At 71.1% G+C, this 15,665-nt stretch carries 15 protein-coding genes and 1 pseudogene; all 16 read left to right on the top strand.

What is annotated here, in order from left to right; translation table 11 throughout:
• The first annotated feature begins 282 nt into the window (after positions 1–282).
• Positions 283–2,094, top strand: a complete 1,812-nt coding sequence (locus tag ABZ845_RS24935; RefSeq protein ID WP_360983387.1) for a DUF5941 domain-containing protein — start codon at positions 283–285, stop codon at positions 2,092–2,094.
• Positions 2,091–2,843 (top strand): phosphocholine cytidylyltransferase family protein, encoded by a 753-nt coding sequence (locus tag ABZ845_RS24930; protein ID WP_360983278.1) that lies wholly within the window; start codon positions 2,091–2,093, stop codon positions 2,841–2,843. The genes ABZ845_RS24935 and ABZ845_RS24930 overlap by 4 nt, the downstream gene beginning before the upstream one ends.
• Positions 2,831–3,892: an iron-containing alcohol dehydrogenase family protein gene (locus ABZ845_RS24925; RefSeq protein ID WP_360983276.1), complete on the top strand. Its 1,062-nt coding sequence runs from the start codon at positions 2,831–2,833 to the stop codon at positions 3,890–3,892. The genes ABZ845_RS24930 and ABZ845_RS24925 overlap by 13 nt, the downstream gene beginning before the upstream one ends.
• Complete coding sequence (locus tag ABZ845_RS24920; protein ID WP_360983274.1) at positions 3,870–4,649, top strand: CDP-alcohol phosphatidyltransferase family protein; 780 nt, start codon at positions 3,870–3,872, stop codon at positions 4,647–4,649. The genes ABZ845_RS24925 and ABZ845_RS24920 overlap by 23 nt, the downstream gene beginning before the upstream one ends.
• 53 nt (positions 4,650–4,702) lie before the next feature.
• Positions 4,703–5,548, top strand: a complete 846-nt coding sequence (locus ABZ845_RS24915) for a glycosyltransferase (RefSeq protein WP_360983385.1) — start codon at positions 4,703–4,705, stop codon at positions 5,546–5,548.
• Between the two features lie 99 nt (positions 5,549–5,647).
• Positions 5,648–6,577 (top strand): ABC transporter permease, encoded by a 930-nt coding sequence (locus ABZ845_RS24910; RefSeq protein WP_360983272.1) that lies wholly within the window; start codon positions 5,648–5,650, stop codon positions 6,575–6,577.
• A gap of 56 nt (positions 6,578–6,633) precedes the next feature.
• Positions 6,634–6,723 (top strand): annotated as a pseudogene (locus ABZ845_RS24905) (ABC transporter ATP-binding protein); the annotation flags it as partial.
• A 360-nt stretch (positions 6,724–7,083) separates the two neighbouring features.
• Positions 7,084–7,986, top strand: a complete 903-nt coding sequence (hpnC, locus tag ABZ845_RS24900) for a squalene synthase HpnC (protein WP_360983270.1) — start codon at positions 7,084–7,086, stop codon at positions 7,984–7,986.
• The gene (hpnD, locus tag ABZ845_RS24895; RefSeq protein WP_360983268.1) at positions 7,983–8,933 is read left to right on the top strand and encodes a presqualene diphosphate synthase HpnD; all 951 of its coding nucleotides are present in this window, start codon (positions 7,983–7,985) and stop codon (positions 8,931–8,933) included. The genes hpnC and hpnD overlap by 4 nt, the downstream gene beginning before the upstream one ends.
• A complete protein-coding gene (locus ABZ845_RS24890; protein ID WP_360983266.1) occupies positions 8,933–9,076 on the top strand; it encodes a DUF6380 family protein in 144 nt (47 codons plus the stop codon). The genes hpnD and ABZ845_RS24890 overlap by 1 nt, the downstream gene beginning before the upstream one ends.
• Positions 9,073–10,518 carry a hydroxysqualene dehydroxylase HpnE gene (gene hpnE / locus ABZ845_RS24885; protein ID WP_360983264.1) on the top strand — a complete coding sequence of 482 codons (1,446 nt, stop codon included), beginning with the start codon at positions 9,073–9,075 and terminating at the stop codon, positions 10,516–10,518. The genes ABZ845_RS24890 and hpnE overlap by 4 nt, the downstream gene beginning before the upstream one ends.
• Positions 10,515–11,669, top strand: a complete 1,155-nt coding sequence (locus ABZ845_RS24880) for a polyprenyl synthetase family protein (protein ID WP_360983262.1) — start codon at positions 10,515–10,517, stop codon at positions 11,667–11,669. Before hpnE ends, ABZ845_RS24880 begins: the two co-directional genes overlap by 4 nt.
• Before the next feature lie 153 nt (positions 11,670–11,822).
• Positions 11,823–13,826 (top strand): squalene--hopene cyclase, encoded by a 2,004-nt coding sequence (gene shc, locus ABZ845_RS24875; RefSeq protein ID WP_360983260.1) that lies wholly within the window; start codon positions 11,823–11,825, stop codon positions 13,824–13,826.
• Positions 13,823–14,464: a 1-hydroxy-2-methyl-2-butenyl 4-diphosphate reductase gene (locus ABZ845_RS24870; protein WP_360983258.1), complete on the top strand. Its 642-nt coding sequence runs from the start codon at positions 13,823–13,825 to the stop codon at positions 14,462–14,464. Before shc ends, ABZ845_RS24870 begins: the two co-directional genes overlap by 4 nt.
• Positions 14,465–14,469: 5 nt before the next feature.
• Positions 14,470–15,495: an adenosyl-hopene transferase HpnH gene (gene hpnH / locus ABZ845_RS24865; protein WP_360983256.1), complete on the top strand. Its 1,026-nt coding sequence runs from the start codon at positions 14,470–14,472 to the stop codon at positions 15,493–15,495.
• 4 nt (positions 15,496–15,499) lie between these two features.
• Positions 15,500–15,665: flavodoxin-dependent (E)-4-hydroxy-3-methylbut-2-enyl-diphosphate synthase (locus ABZ845_RS24860; RefSeq protein WP_360983383.1), on the top strand; the 166-nt coding region annotated here is incomplete at its 3' end.

The following is a 15,665-nucleotide window of genomic DNA, read 5'->3' as shown; positions in this document are numbered from 1 at the left end:
CCATGCGTCCCGCCCCGCGGTCGTGGTGCGTGAACGTGATGTCGTGAATGTGGGGACCTCGCCTCCACGGTTTGTGGCAGGCCCCTCCGATCTCCCATGATGATCGCGGCGGCACCGCTTCAGAGCGGATTGATCGGCCCATGAACGGCCGGTGAACGTCGGCTTCCGGTCATCCGATACCCTCTGCCGACATGCCGCCCGGCCCGGCCCCGCCCCGGGTGTCCCACACCACACGCACATGACCGGCGCCCGTACGCGTCGGGCCTCAGGGAGTGAGTTCGTCTGTCGACCGCCATCCTCACCGGTCAGCCGGTCCCCGGATCGCCGCTCGAGGGCGATCTGCGGTCCCTCGGCTTCGACGTGCGGGTCGCCACCGACGCCGGTGACGCCGAGACGCTCCTCGCCGGGGTGCCGGCGGGCCAGCGGGTCGCGATCGTGGACGCCCGCTTCGTCGGGCACCCGCACGCGCTGCGCCTCGGCCTGACCGACCCCCGCTTCCCGGTCGCCGCCGTGCCCGGCGCCGTCACGGCCCAGCCCGAAGCCCGGCAGGCCCTCACCCGCGCCCTGGCGCGTGAGCACTCCGCCCGGACCAGCGGCGTGGGCGTCCCGACCCTCACCGGCGGCCTCGCCGAGCGCCTGACCGAGGCGCTGGACGCCGACGGCATCCCGGTGCACCGCCCGGAACTCGGCGCGCTGGTCGCCGCCGTCCCGTCCGACCCCCAGGCCCGCAACGAGGCCCGCCAGGCGGTCTCGGCGGTGGACGACGAGGCTGTTCGGCTGCGCAGCGCGGTCAAGGCCCGCGACGGCTTCTTCACGACGCACTTCATCAGTCCGTACTCGCGCTACATCGCCCGCTGGTGCGCCCGTCGAGGCCTCACCCCCAACCAGGTCACCACCGCCTCGCTGGTCACCGCGCTGATCGCGGCCGGCTGCGCGGCCACCGGCACCCGCACCGGCTTCGTCGCCGCGGGCGTCCTGCTGATCGTCTCCTTCGTCCTCGACTGCACCGACGGTCAGCTCGCCCGCTACTCGCTCCAGTACTCGACGCTCGGGGCATGGCTGGACGCCACCTTCGACCGCGCCAAGGAGTACGCCTACTACGCGGGCCTCGCGCTCGGCGCGGCCCGGGGAGGCGACGACGTCTGGGCCCTCGCGCTGGGCGCCATGGTCCTGCAGACCTGCCGTCACGTGGTGGACTTCGCCTTCAACGAGGCCAACCACGACGCGACCGCCAACACCAGCCCCACCGCCGCCCTCTCCGACCGCCTCGACAGCGTCGGGTGGACCGTCTGGGCGCGCCGCATGATCGTCCTGCCGATCGGCGAGCGCTGGGCCATGATCGCCGTCCTCACCGCGGCCACCACTCCACGCATCACCTTCTACGCCCTGCTCATCGGCTGCGCCTTCGCCGCGACCTACACCACCGCCGGACGCGTGCTGCGCTCCCTGACGCGCAAGGCCCGGCGCACCGACCGCGCGGCCAGGGCGCTGGCGGACCTCGCGGACAGCGGGCCTCTCGTCGATCTGCTGCTGCGGGCCGTTCGCGGCGCCCGCCGCGGTCAGGCCGCCGTGATCGCGCTCGCGGGCGGTGTCCTCGTCGTGGCCTCGGCCCTGGTGTGGGGCGCCGGCTGGGGGACCGTCCTGTGCGCCCTCGCCTACACGGTGACATCCGCCATAGCCGTCGCGCGCCCCCTCAAGGGCGCCCTGGACTGGCTCGTCCCGCCTGTCTTCCGGGCCGCCGAATACGGCACCGTCCTGGTGCTCGCGGCCGAATCCGGGGTGAACGGAGTGCTGCCGGCGGCTTTCGGGCTGGTGGCGGCCGTCGCCTACCATCACTACGACACGGTCTATCGCATCCGCGGTGACGCCGGCGCGCCGCCGCACTGGCTGGTGCGCGCGGTCGGCGGGCACGAAGGCCGGACGCTGCTGGTCACCGTCCTGGCCGCGCTGCTCACCGCGGCACAGTTCAAGGTCGCGCTCACGGCCCTCGCCGGGTACGTGGCCCTGGTGGTGCTCGCCGAGAGCATCCGTTTCTGGGTGACCGCTCACAAGAGCGGCGCACCCGCCGTACACGATGAAGGAGAACCCGCATGATCGGCCTCGTGCTGGCGGCCGGCGCCGGACGGCGCCTGCGCCCCTACACCGACACCCTGCCCAAGGCGCTGGTGCCGGTGGGGCCCGCGGGTGAGCCGGACGGCCCCACCGTCCTGGACCTGACCCTGGGCAACTTCGCCGAGGTCGGCCTGACCGAGGCCGCGATCATCGTGGGCTACCGCAAGGAGGCCGTGTACGAGCGCCAGGCGGCCCTGGAGGCGAAGTACGGCCTGAAGCTGACACTCATCGACAACGACAAGGCCGAGGAGTGGAACAACGCCTACTCCCTGTGGTGCGGCCGTGACGCCCTCAAGGACGGCGTGATCCTCGCCAACGGCGACACGGTGCACCCGGTCTCCGTCGAGAGGACGCTGCTCGCCGCCCGCGGCGACGGCAGGAAGATCATCCTCGCCCTCGACACGGTGAAGAAGCTCGCCGACGAGGAGATGAAGGTCGTCGTGGATCCCGCCGAGGGCGTCCGGAAGATCACCAAGCTGATGGACCCGTCCGAGGCGACGGGCGAGTACATCGGCGTCACCCTCATCGAGGGCGGGTCGGCCGAGGAGCTGGCGGACGCGCTGAGGACGACCTTCGAGCGGGACCCGCAGCTGTACTACGAGGACGGCTACCAGGAGCTGGTCAACCGGGGCTTCAAGATCGACGTGGCGCCGATCGGCGACGTCCCGTGGGTCGAGATCGACAACCACGACGACCTCGCCAGGGGCAGGGAGATCGCATGCCGCTACTGACGAGGCTCATCCCCTCGCCGGTCGTCGTCGACATCCGTCCCGGGGCCCTCGACGACCTCGCGGGCGTCCTCGCGGACGAGCGCATCTCGCACTCGGGCCGGCTGGCCGTCGCGGTGAGTGACGGCTCGGGGGCCCGGCTGCGCGAGCGGCTCAGCCCCAGCCTGCCGGGCGCCGACTGGTACGAGGTCGGCGGCGGCACCCTGGACGACGCGGTCCGGCTGGCGGGCGAGATGAAGTCCGGCCGCTACGACGCCCTTGTGGGCCTCGGCGGCGGCAAGATCATCGACTGCGCCAAGTTCGCCGCGGCGCGGGTCGGCCTTCCGCTGGTCGCCGTGCCCACCAATCTCGCGCACGACGGCCTGTGCTCGCCCGTGGCGACGCTGGACAACGACGCGGGCCGCGGCTCCTACGGTGTGCCGAACCCGATCGCGGTCGTCATCGACCTCGACGTCATCCGCGAGGCCCCCGTACGCTTCGTGCGCGCGGGCATCGGCGACGCCATCTCGAACATCTCCGCCATCGCGGACTGGGAGCTGTCCAACCGCGTCAACGGCGAGAAGATCGACGGCCTCGCCGCGGCGATGGCACGGCAGGCCGGTGAGGCGGTGCTGCGCCACCCCGGCGGCATCGGCGACAACGACTTCCTGCAGGTGCTGGCCGAGGCGCTGGTCCTCAGCGGCATCGCCATGTCGGTCTCTGGCGACTCGCGCCCGTCCTCCGGCGCGTGCCACGAGATCAACCACGCCTTCGACCTGCTCTTCCCCAAGCGCGCGGCCTCCCACGGCGAGCAGTGCGGCCTCGGAGCGGCCTTCGCGATGCATCTGCGAGGGGCGCGGGAGGAGTCGAAGTACATGGCCCAGGTGCTGCGCCGACACGGACTGCCGGTGCTGGCGGAGGAGATCGGCTTCACGGTGGACGAGTTCGTCCGGGCCGTGGAGTTCGCTCCGGAGACCCGGCCGGGCCGCTACACGATCCTCGAACACCTCGACCTGAAACCCGAACAGATCAAGGACGCGTACGCCGACTATGTCAAGGCCATCGGTAGCTGAACTCCGTCCTGTCGTGCACCCCGCCGGGGTGAAGGACCGGCGCAGCGGTGAGCACTGGGCGGGACGCCTGTACATGCGGGAGATCTCGCTGCGGGTGGACCGCTACCTGGTGAACACCAGGGTCACGCCCAACCAGCTGACCTACCTGATGACCGTCTTCGGCGTCCTCGCCGCTCCGGCCCTGCTGGTGCCGGGGGTCGCGGGCGCCGTGCTCGGTGTGCTGATGGTTCAGCTCTATCTGCTGCTGGACTGTGTCGACGGTGAGATCGCCCGCTGGAAGAAGCAGTTCTCGCTCAGCGGTGTGTACCTGGACCGGGTGGGCGCCTATCTCTGCGACGCGGCCGTCCTGGTCGGGTTCGGGCTGCGCGCCGCCGACCTGTGGGGTTCTGGGCGTATCGACTGGCTGTGGGCCTTCCTCGGCACCCTCGCCGCCCTCGGCGCCGTCCTGATCAAGGCCGAGACCGACCTCGTGGGCGTCGCCCGGCACCAGGGCGGGCTGCCTCCGGTGCAGGAGTCGGCGGCTCAGCCGCGCTCGTCCGGCCTCGCGCTCGCCCGCAGGGCCGCCGCGGCGCTGAAGTTCCACCGGCTCGTCCTCGGTATCGAGGCGTCCCTGCTGATCCTGGTCCTGGCGATCCTGGACGCGGTCCGGGGCGACCTGTTCTTCTCGCGGCTCGGAGTCGCCGTACTGGCCGGTATCGCCCTGCTGCAGACCCTGCTCCACCTCGTGTCCGTCCTCGCCTCCAGCAGGCTGAAGTGAGCGGCGCCATACAGGGCGACGGGGCCGTCAAGGTCGGGGCGGTCGTCATCACGATGGGCAACCGCCCCGCCGAGCTGCGCGCGCTCCTCGACTCGGTCGCCAAGCAGGACGGCGACCCGGTCGAGGTGGTCGTGGTCGGCAACGGCTCGCCCGTGCCGGACGTCCCCGAAGGCGTGCGCACGATCGAGCTGCCCGAGAACCTCGGCATCCCCGGCGGCCGTAACGTCGGCATCGAGGCGTTCGGGCCGGGCGGCCGCGACGTCGACGTCCTGCTCTTCCTGGACGACGACGGCCTGCTCGCCCGCACCGACACCGCGGAGCTGTGCCGAGAGGCGTTCGCCGAGGACACCCGGCTCGGGATCATCAGCTTCCGCATCGCCGACCCCGACACCGGCGAGACCCAGCGCCGCCATGTGCCGCGGCTGCGCGCCTCCGACCCGATGCGCTCCTCCCGGGTCACCACCTTCCTCGGCGGCGCCAACGCCGTTCGTACCAAGGTCTTCGCCGAGGTGGGCGGACTCCCGGACGAGTTCTTCTACGCCCATGAGGAGACCGACCTGGCCTGGCGTGCCCTGGACGCCGGCTGGATGATCGACTACCGGTCGGACACGGTGCTGTACCACCCCACGACCGCGCCCTCACGGCATGCCGTCTACCACCGGATGGTCGCCCGCAACCGGGTATGGCTCGCCCGCCGGAATCTGCCCGCCGTCCTCGTCCCGGTCTACCTGGGAGTCTGGATGCTGCTGACGCTGCTGCGCCGCCCCTCGCGGGCCGCGCTCAGAGCGTGGTTCGGAGGGTTCCGGGAGGGCTGGACGGCCCCGTGCGGCCCCCGCCGCCCGATGAGGTGGCGTACGGTCTGGCGGCTGACTCGACTGGGCCGTCCCCCGGTGATCTGACAAGCTCGGTACTCGGAACCAGCGGGTGGGACCCACATCCCGGCTCCCCCTCGTGTGCGGGCAGCCCGCGCGGACCGGATACGGAGAGTTTGCCGACCTGTGAGTGGAACGACGCATGACGGCGGTGTCACGGTGGGCGGCCGGCCGTCCCCCGATGAAGGGCTGAGCGCGCGAGAGCTGGCCGCCAAGTACGGACTCTCGGTCAGCGGTGCCCGGCCCGGGCTCATCGCGTACGTCCGCCGGCTGTGGGGACGCCGCCACTTCATCCTCGCCTTCTCACAGGCGAAGCTCACCGCCCAGTACAGCGAGGCCAAGCTGGGCCAGCTGTGGCAGGTGGCCACGCCGCTGCTGAACGCGCTGGTGTACTACTTCATCTTCGGGCTGCTTCTGAAGGCCAGCCGCGGCCTGCCGCCCGGCACGTACATCCCTTTCCTCGTGACCGGTGTGTTCGTGTTCACCTTCACCCAGAACTCGGTCATGGCGGGTGTCCGCGCGATCTCCGGCAATCTGGGGCTGGTACGGGCCCTGCACTTCCCGCGTGCCTCCCTGCCCATCTCCTTCTCGCTCCAGCAGCTCCAGCAGCTGCTCTTCTCGATGATCGTGCTGTTCGCCGTGGCGGTGGGCTCCGGCAGCTATCCAGGTCTCTCCTGGCTGCTGATCGTCCCGGCACTGGTGCTGCAGTTCCTCTTCAACACCGGTCTCGCACTGATCCTGGCGCGCATGGGTGCCAGGACACCGGACCTTGCCCAGCTGATGCCGTTCATCCTGCGTACCTGGATGTACATGTCCGGGGTGATGTTCTCCATCCACACCGTGCTCGCCGGGCGGCCCGAGTGGGTGGTGCGCGTGCTCCAGGTGAACCCGGCCGCCGTCTACATGGACCTCATGCGCTTCGCGCTCATCAAGAACTACGGGGCGGCCAACCTTCCGCCGCACATCTGGGCCTTCGCGCTGTTCTGGGCCGTCGCCGTCTTCGCCGGCGGGTTCGTGTACTTCTGGAAGGCCGAGGAGCGGTACGGCCGCGGCTGAGCGGAGCGCCGGGACGGGTCCCCACCGTCATCGCCGAGTGGCTGCACACCGGCGAGCGGGCGCTGTGGCTGGAGCGCGGTGAGGTGCGCATGGAGGGCCCGCCCGAAGAGGTCCTCAAGGAGTACGAGAAGTTCACCGGCAAATGAACCCATTTGCCCCAAGCTCCGCCGGAACGTTCCGTCAGGGCTTCGAGCCCGGGCGGGAATCCTCAACTCTTTTTGCCCCTGGGAATCTTGACGTCAATAGGTGTGTTGTTGTGATGTGCGGGACACCCGGAGGAACCTCGCTGCGTTGTACAACGTAAGCTGTACCGGTACTGATTAGCGGCAACTGGGGCGATAATGCCCTACACCCTCACACCTGCCGCGCTGCGCGAACGGCCGGGCGGCGTGTCCGAAATAGGATGCTTTGGGTCGGCAGTGTAGAACGGGAGATGTGACGGCAATGGTTACGGTAAATCTCCAGCTCCGCGAGGCATGTGCCGTCTCCGCGCGGGGCGGCGAGCGGTGACCCAAGCCGGGACGGCCCGCACCGGCGATCCGGAGCGCGGCACCCTCGACAAGGCCGCGGCCGAGAACTTCCCCGTGGCCCCCTTCTTCCTGCCCAGGGCCTGGCGCGCCGACCTGATGGCCGTCTACGGCTACGCCCGCCTCGTGGACGACATCGGTGACGGCGACCTCGCTCCCGGCGGCGCAGACGCCCGCCTCCTCGGCGTGTCGCCCGAGGAGGCCGAGGACCGCCTGGCTCTCCTGGACGCCTTCGAAGCCGACCTGCACCGGGTCTTCGACGCGACGCCCCGTCACCCCCTGCTGCGCCGACTCCAGCCGACGGTCCGGCGCGCCGGTCTCACCCCTGAGCCGTTCCTCGGTCTGATCGCCGCCAACCGCCAGGACCAGTTCGTCCGCCGCTACGAGACCTATGCCGACCTCGTCGCGTACTGCGAACTGTCCGCGAACCCGGTCGGCCGGCTGGTCCTGGCCGTCACCGGCACCGCCACCCCCGAGCGGATCCGCCGCTCCGACGAGATCTGCACGGCCCTGCAGATCGTGGAGCACCTCCAGGACGTCGCCGAGGACCTCGGCCGCGACCGCATCTACCTCCCCGCCGAGGACATGAAGCGCTTCCATGTCCAGGAGACGGACCTCGCCACGAAGACAACGGGCGCACCGGTGCGCGCACTGGTCGCGTACGAAGCGGAACGCGCCCGCGATCTCCTGAATGAAGGCGCCCCTTTGGTGGGTAGCGTCCACGGCAGGCTCAGGCTGCTGCTCGCGGGCTTCGTGGCGGGAGGGAGGGCGGCGATCCACGCGCTCGCCGCCGCCGAATACGACGTACTTCCCGGTCCCCCCAAGCCCGGCAAGCTCCGGTTGCTGCGCGAGGTGGGCGTGACTCTGCGAGGAGAGGGGTGATCCGGACCGTGGAGTCGGAACAGCACGTGTCCCCACCGGTACTCGCCGCGTACAGCTACTGCGAGGCCGTCACAGGGCAGCAGGCCCGTAACTTCGCGTACGGCATCAGACTTCTGCCGGCGCCCAAACGCCGAGCGATGTCGGCGCTCTACGCGTTCTCGCGGCGGGTCGACGACATCGGCGACGGCGCGCTGCCGGACGACGTCAAGGCCGAGCGGCTGGAGGACACCCGGGCGCTGCTGGAGAGGATCCGCGCCGAAGAGGTGGCCGAGGACGACACCGACCCCGTCGCGGTCGCCCTCACCCATGCAGCCGAGCACTTCCCGATCCCGCTGGGCGGCCTGGACGAGCTGATCGACGGCGTCCTCATGGACGTGCGCGGCGAGACCTACGAGACCTGGGACGACCTCAAGGCGTACTGCCGTTGCGTCGCGGGTGCCATCGGAAGGCTGTCGCTCGGCGTGTTCGGCACCGAGCCCGGGGCGCGCGGCGCCGAGCGAGCCCCGGAGTACGCGGACACCCTCGGGCTCGCGCTGCAGCTCACCAACATCCTGCGCGACATCCGCGAGGACGCCGAGGGCGGGCGCGTGTACCTGCCCGCCGACGACCTCGCCAAGTTCGGCTGCTCGGCCGGGTTCCGCGGGCCGACCCCGCCCGAGGGCTCCGACTTCCAGGGCCTCGTGCACTTCGAGGTGCGCCGGGCCCGCGCCCTCTTCGCCGAGGGCTATCAGCTCCTGCCCATGCTCGACCGGCGCAGCGGCGCCTGCGTCGCGGCCATGGCCGGGATCTATCGCCGCCTCCTGGACCGCATCGAGCGGGAGCCCGAGGCCGTACTGCGCGGCCGGGTCTCGCTTCCGGGGCGCGAGAAGGCGTATGTCGCCGTACGCGGCCTGTCGGGTCTGGACGCGCGGAACGTCTCCCGCAGGACCCTCAGGAGGCGTGCCTGATGGACAATCCCGTCGAAGGTGACCCGACCGCCGAAAAGCGGCAGGCAACCCTCCGGTGCGGCGCGGCGTCCCTGACTGCGACTGTCCGCCGTGCATCGTTCAAGCACCACGACGGCGGACCGGCAGGGGAGGCAGAACGATGAGCGACGGCACAGGGCGCGAGGGGCCCGCCGCGGACTCGGCACGGCATCCCGGAGCGCCGTCCGCCCCGGGCACGTCCGCCGTGGTGGTCGGCGGAGGGCTGGCGGGGATCACCGCCGCGCTGACGCTCGCCGACGCCGGTGTGAGGGTCACCCTGCTGGAGGGACGCCCGCGCCTTGGAGGTCTCGCCTTCTCCTTCCGGCGCGGAGACCTGACCGTCGACAACGGCCAGCATGTGTATCTGCGCTGCTGCACCGCGTACCGCTGGTTCCTCGACCGCATCGACGCCGCCTCGCTCGCACCCGTGCAGGATCGTCTCGACGTGCCCGTTCTCGACGCGGAGGGCCCCCGGGGACGTCGGCTCGGCAGACTGCGGCGCGACGCGCTGCCGGTCCCGCTGCATCTCGGGCGCAGCCTTGCCACCTACCCCCATCTCTCCCTCTCCGAGCGCGCCAGAGTCGGCCGCGCCGCACTCGCGCTCCGTGCACTGGACCTCTCGGATCCCGCGCTCGACACGCAGGACTTCGGCAGCTGGCTGAGCGCCCACGGTCAGTCGGCGCGCGCCATCGAGGCACTGTGGGACCTGGTCGGGGTCGCCACCCTCAACGCGGTGGCCGGCGATGCCTCGCTCGGACTCGCCGCGATGGTGTTCAAGACAGGTCTGCTGTCCGACCCGGGCGCGGCCGACATCGGATGGGCCCGCGTCCCGCTGGGCGAACTGCACGACCGGATGGCCCGCAAGGCGCTCGACTCCGCGGGCGTCCGTACCGAAGTCCGTACACGCGTCACCTCCATCTCCCTTGACGGGAACGGGCGCTGGAGTGTTCAGGTTCCCGGCGAGAGCCTGGAGACCGACGCGGTCGTCCTCGCCGTACCGCAGCGCGAGGCCCACGATCTGCTGCCCGCCGGAGCGCTCGACGCCCCCGAGCGGCTGCTCGACATCGGCACCGCCCCGATCCTCAACGTCCATGTCGTCTACGACCGCACGGTGCTCACCCGGCCGTTCTTCGCCGCGCTCGGCTCCCCGGTGCAGTGGGTGTTCGACCGCACCGAGGCCTCGGGGCTGCGCGCGGGCCAGTACCTCGCGCTGTCCCAGTCCGCCGCACAGGACGAGATCGACGAGCCCGTGTCGGCGCTGCGCGAGCGCTATCTGCCCGAACTTGAGCGGCTCCTGCCCGCGGCCCGCGGCGCCGGGGTGGAGGACTTCTTCGTGACCCGGGAGCGCACGGCGACCTTCGCCCCCGCCCCCGGTGTCGGGCGGCTGCGGCCCGGGGCCCGCACCAAGGCCCCCGGCCTCTACCTGGCCGGAGCGTGGACCGCCACCGGGTGGCCCGCGACCATGGAGAGCGCGGTCCGCAGCGGGGTCGGTGCGGCGGGCGCCGCACTGAGCGGCCTGGGCCGCTCCGGCGCGCATCTGTCCGGCCTCTTCGAGGAGGCTGCATGAGCGCCGGCGCACACGGGGCAGACCCCCGCACCCCTGGCATCACGGGGATCGCAGACATCGCAACAAGAGGAGAGACTGTGCCCACTGTGCCCCCGGCCGAGACGGCCGCTCGAGAGACCGCGGTGGACGTGTCCGCGCTCCTGGAGCGCGGCCGGACGCTGGCGACCCCGGTGCTGCGGGCGGCAGTGGACCGTCTGGCACCGCCCATGGACACCGTCGCCGCCTACCACTTCGGCTGGATCGACGCCGAGGGCAACCCCGCGGACGGCGACGGAGGCAAGGCGGTGCGCCCCGCGCTCGCGCTGCTCTCCGCGCAGGCCGCGGGCAGGGACCCCGAGGTGGGCGTGCCCGGCGCGGTCGCGGTGGAACTGGTGCACAACTTCTCTCTGCTGCACGACGACCTGATGGACGGCGACGAGCAGCGCCGCCACCGTGACACCGTCTGGAAGGTGCACGGCCCCGCCCAGGCCATCCTGGTCGGCGACGCCCTGTTCGCACTGGCCGGCGAGGTCCTGCTGGAACTCGGCACCGTCGAGGCCGGACGTGCGACCCGGCGGCTGACCACCGCCACCCGCGCCCTCATCGACGGCCAGGCGCAGGACATCTCCTACGAGCACCGCGACCGCGTCAGCGTCGCCGAATGCCTGGAGATGGAGGGCAACAAGACCGGCGCCCTGCTCGCCTGCGCCTCGTCCATCGGCGCCGTCCTCGGCGGCGCCGACGACGCGACGGCCGACACCCTGGAGAAGTACGGCTACCACCTCGGCCTGGCCTTCCAGGCCGTCGACGACCTCCTCGGCATCTGGGGCGACCCGGAGGCCACCGGAAAGCAGACCTGGAGCGATCTGCGCCAGCGCAAGAAGTCCCTGCCGGTGGTGGCCGCGCTGGCGGCCGACGGAGCGGCCTCCGAGCGTCTCGGGCAGCTCCTTGCCGAGGACGCCAAGAGCAGCGACTTCGAGAACTTCTCCGAGGAGGAGTTCGCCGCGCGCGCGGCGCTCATCGAGGAGGCGGGCGGACGCGAGTGGACCGCCCAGGAGGCCCGGCGCCAGCACGCCATCGCCATCGAGGCCCTGGAGTCGGTCCGGATGCCCCAGGAAGTACGGGCGCAGTTCACCGCGCTCGCCGACTTCGTCGTCGTACGAAAGAGATGATCACTATCGGTCGCATACACCTCGCGTAGTCGCCGGCCGGTGCCCTCCCACACTCGCCCCGATCGAAGGGCCGGGAGCACCCAGCGCGCGGGAGCACCGGCCGACGGCGGACCCACAGCAGCACGACTCGCACGACTGCACGAAGGGGAAGCCATGACAGCGACGACCGACGGAAGTACCGGGGCCCTGCCGCCCCGGATCGCCTCGGCCAGCGAAACAGACGCACCGCTCCCGGAGGCGGCCGGGACGGTCGGCGCTCACGATGCCGCCGCGCGCGCCATGAGCCGTGCCAGGGACTTCCTGCTCACACGGCAGGACGCCCAGGGCTGGTGGAAGGGCGACCTGGAGACGAACGTCACCATGGACGCCGAGGACCTGATGCTCCGCCAGTTCCTGGGCATCCGCGACGAACGGACCACCCAGGCCGCCGCCCTGTTCATCCGCGGTGAGCAGCGCGAGGACGGCACCTGGGCCACCTTCTACGGCGGACCCGGCGAACTCTCCGCCACCATCGAGGCGTACGTCGCGTTGCGCCTGGCCGGCGACGCCCCGGACGCGCCCTACATGGCGAAGGCATCCGCGTGGATCCGCGAGCAGGGCGGCATCGCCTCCGCCCGGGTCTTCACCCGGATCTGGCTGGCCCTGTTCGGCTGGTGGAAGTGGGAGGACCTGCCCGAGCTGCCGCCGGAACTCATCTGGTTCCCCCAGTGGATGCCGCTGAACATCTACGACTTCGGATGCTGGGCACGCCAGACCATCGTGCCGCTCACCATCGTCTCGGCCGAGCGCCCGGTGCGTCCCGCCCCCTTCCCGCTCGACGAGCTCCACACCGACGCCCACGACCCGAACCCGGCCCGGGACCTCGCCCCGGTGGCCAGCTGGGACGGCGTCTTCCAGCGGCTGGACAAGGCCCTGCACCGGTTCCGCAAGGTCGCCCCGCGCGGACTGCGCAAGGCCGCCATGAACACCGCCGCCCGCTGGATCATCGAGCGGCAGGAGAACGACGGCTGCTGGGGCGGGATCCAGCCGCCCGCGGTGTACTCGGTCATCGCCCTGCACCTCCTCGGCTACGACCTTCAGCACCCCGTGATGCGCGAGGGCATCGCCTCGCTGGACCGTTTCGCCGTATGGCGCGAGGATGGCGCCCGGATGATCGAGGCATGCCAGTCCCCGGTGTGGGACACCTGTCTCGCCGTCATCGCGCTCGCCGACGCGGGCGTGCCCGCCGACCACCCCCAGCTGGTGAAGGCCGCCGACTGGATGCTCGGCGAGCAGATCGTCCGGCCGGGAGACTGGTCCATCAGGCGCCCTCAACTCCCGCCGGGAGGCTGGGCGTTCGAGTTCCACAACGACAACTACCCCGACATCGACGACACCGCCGAGGTCGTCCTCGCGCTGCGCCGGGTCAAGCACCACGACCCGGAGCGGATGGAGCAGGCGATCGGGCGCGGGGTGCGCTGGAACCTGGGCATGCAGTCGAGGAACGGTGCCTGGGGCGCCTTCGACGTCGACAACACCAGCCCGTTCCCCAACCGGCTGCCGTTCTGCGACTTCGGCGAGGTGATCGACCCCCCGTCCGCCGATGTCACCGCCCATGTCGTGGAGATGCTCGCGATCGAGGGCCTCTCCCACGACCCGCGCACCCGGCGGGGCATCGAATGGCTGCTGGCCGAACAGGAGCCGGACGGCTCATGGTTCGGGCGCTGGGGCGTCAACTACGTATACGGCACCGGCTCGGTGGTCCCCGCCCTGACCGCCGCCGGCCTCCCCGCCACGCACCCGGCGATCCGCCGTGCCGTCACCTGGCTGGAGAGCGTGCAGAACGACGACGGCGGCTGGGGAGAGGACCTGCGCTCCTACAAGTACGCCCAGGAATGGAGCGGCCGGGGCGCCTCCACCGCCTCCCAGACGGCATGGGCGCTGCTCGCGCTGCTGGCCGCCTCGCAGCACGAGAGCAAGGCCGTGGAGCGCGGCATCGACTTCCTCGCCCGCACCCAGAACGAGGACGGCTCCTGGGACGAGCCGTACTTCACCGGGACCGGCTTCCCCTGGGACTTCTCCATCAACTATCACCTCTACCGCCAGGTCTTCCCCCTCACCGCGCTCGGGCGCTACGTCAACGGCGAGCCGTTCGCCGAGGCCAAGGGGAGCCGATGAGCGAGAAGCCCGAAGCGGCACCGCTGCTGATCGCCTGCGCGCTCGGCATCGAGCACCTCGCCCTGCGCAGCGGTGACCGCAGCGGCGCCGACGGGCCCGTCACGCTGCTCCGAACGGGTATGGGCCCCCGTGCGGCCGAACGGTCGGTCACCCGGTTGCTCGCAGACCCCGCCCTGGCCGGGGCCGCCGTCCTGGCCACCGGCTTCTGCGCGGGGCTCGCCCCCGGCATGCACCCCGGAGACCTGGTCGTCGCCGAGGAGGCCAGGGACCCGCACGGCAGCACCCCCTGCGTGGGCACCGACCTGCTGGTCAGGGAGCTGGCGCGCGCCCTTCCCGGGCATACCGTCCACACCGGCCCCGTCACCGGCTCGGACCACATCGTCCGGGGCCAGGAGCGCTCGCGGCTGTTCGCCACGGGCGCCATCGCCGTCGACATGGAGTCCGCCGCCACACTGCACAGCGCCGTGCGCGCGGGTACGCGCCCGGTTGCGGCCGTACGGGTGGTCGTGGACGCTCCAGAACATGAACTCGTCCGGATCGGCACCTTGCGCGGTGGAATATCGGCTTTCCGCGTCCTACGTGCCGTCCTCCCAGCTTTCTTCGAATGGCACCGTTCTTTGCTGCTCCCTCGGAGGTGAGCCAGATGGCCATGCCGCTGCGTCAGTCCATCAAGGTCGCTACGTACCTGTTTGAACAGAAGCTCAGGAAGCGGGACAAGTTCGCGCTGCTGGTCGAGCTGGAGCCCCTCTTCGCCTGCAACCTCAAGTGCGAGGGATGCGGCAAGATCCAGCATCCGGCAGGCGTCCTCAAGCAGCGCATGCCCGTCGCGCAGGCCGTGGGAGCGGTGCTCGAGTCCGGGGCGCCGATGGTGTCCATCGCGGGCGGAGAGCCGCTGATGCACCCGCAGATCGACGAGATCGTGCGGCAGCTGGTCGCCAGGAAGAAGTTCGTCTTCCTGTGCACCAACGCGCTGCTGATGCGGAAGAAGATGGACAAGTTCACGCCCTCGCCGTACTTCGCATGGGCCGTGCACATCGACGGGCTGCGCGAGCGGCACGACGCCTCCGTGGCGAAGGAGGGCACGTTCGACGAGGCGGTGGAGGCCATCAAGGAGGCCAAGCGGCGCGGATTCCGGGTCACCACCAACTCGACCTTCTTCAACACCGACACCCCGCAGACCGTCGTGGAGGTGCTGAACTACCTCAACGACGACCTCCAGGTGGACGAGATGATGCTCTCGCCCGCCTACGCCTACGAGAAGGCCCCCGACCAGGAGCACTTCCTCGGCGTGCAGCAGACCCGGGAGCTGTTCAAGAAGGCGTTCTCGGGCGGCAACCGCAGGCGGTGGCGGCTCAACCAGAGCCCCCTCTTCCTGGACTTCCTCGAGGGCAAGGTCGACTTCCCGTGCACCGCGTGGGCGATCCCCAGCTACTCGCTCTTCGGCTGGCAGCGACCGTGCTACCTCATGAGCGACGGATACGTGTCCACGTACCGGGAGCTGGTGGAGGACACCGACTGGGACCAGTACGGCCGGGGCAAGGATCCGCGCTGCGCCAACTGCATGGCCCACTGCGGCTACGAGCCCACCGCCGTCCTCGCCACCATGGGCTCCCTGAAGGAGTCGCTGCGGGCCGCCCGCGAGACCATGACCAGCGGAAAGCAGGCGTGACGGCATGACCGCCGTTCCCTTGGGCGTTCCCGGGGTGCCGGCCCGGCCGATAGCGCCACGACGCGTGTCGCGGCGGATCCAGGTCGGGTCGGTGGCGGTCGGCGGGGACGCGCCGGTGTCGGTGCAGTCGATGACGACGACGCGTACGTCGGACATCGGGGCGACGCTGC

This window comes from Streptomyces sp. NPDC047022, from assembly GCF_040644155.1.
Taxonomy (GTDB): domain Bacteria; phylum Actinomycetota; class Actinomycetes; order Streptomycetales; family Streptomycetaceae; genus Streptomyces.
Note: the sequence above shows the minus strand (reverse complement) of the source record. Positions and strands in the feature narration are given on the sequence as shown.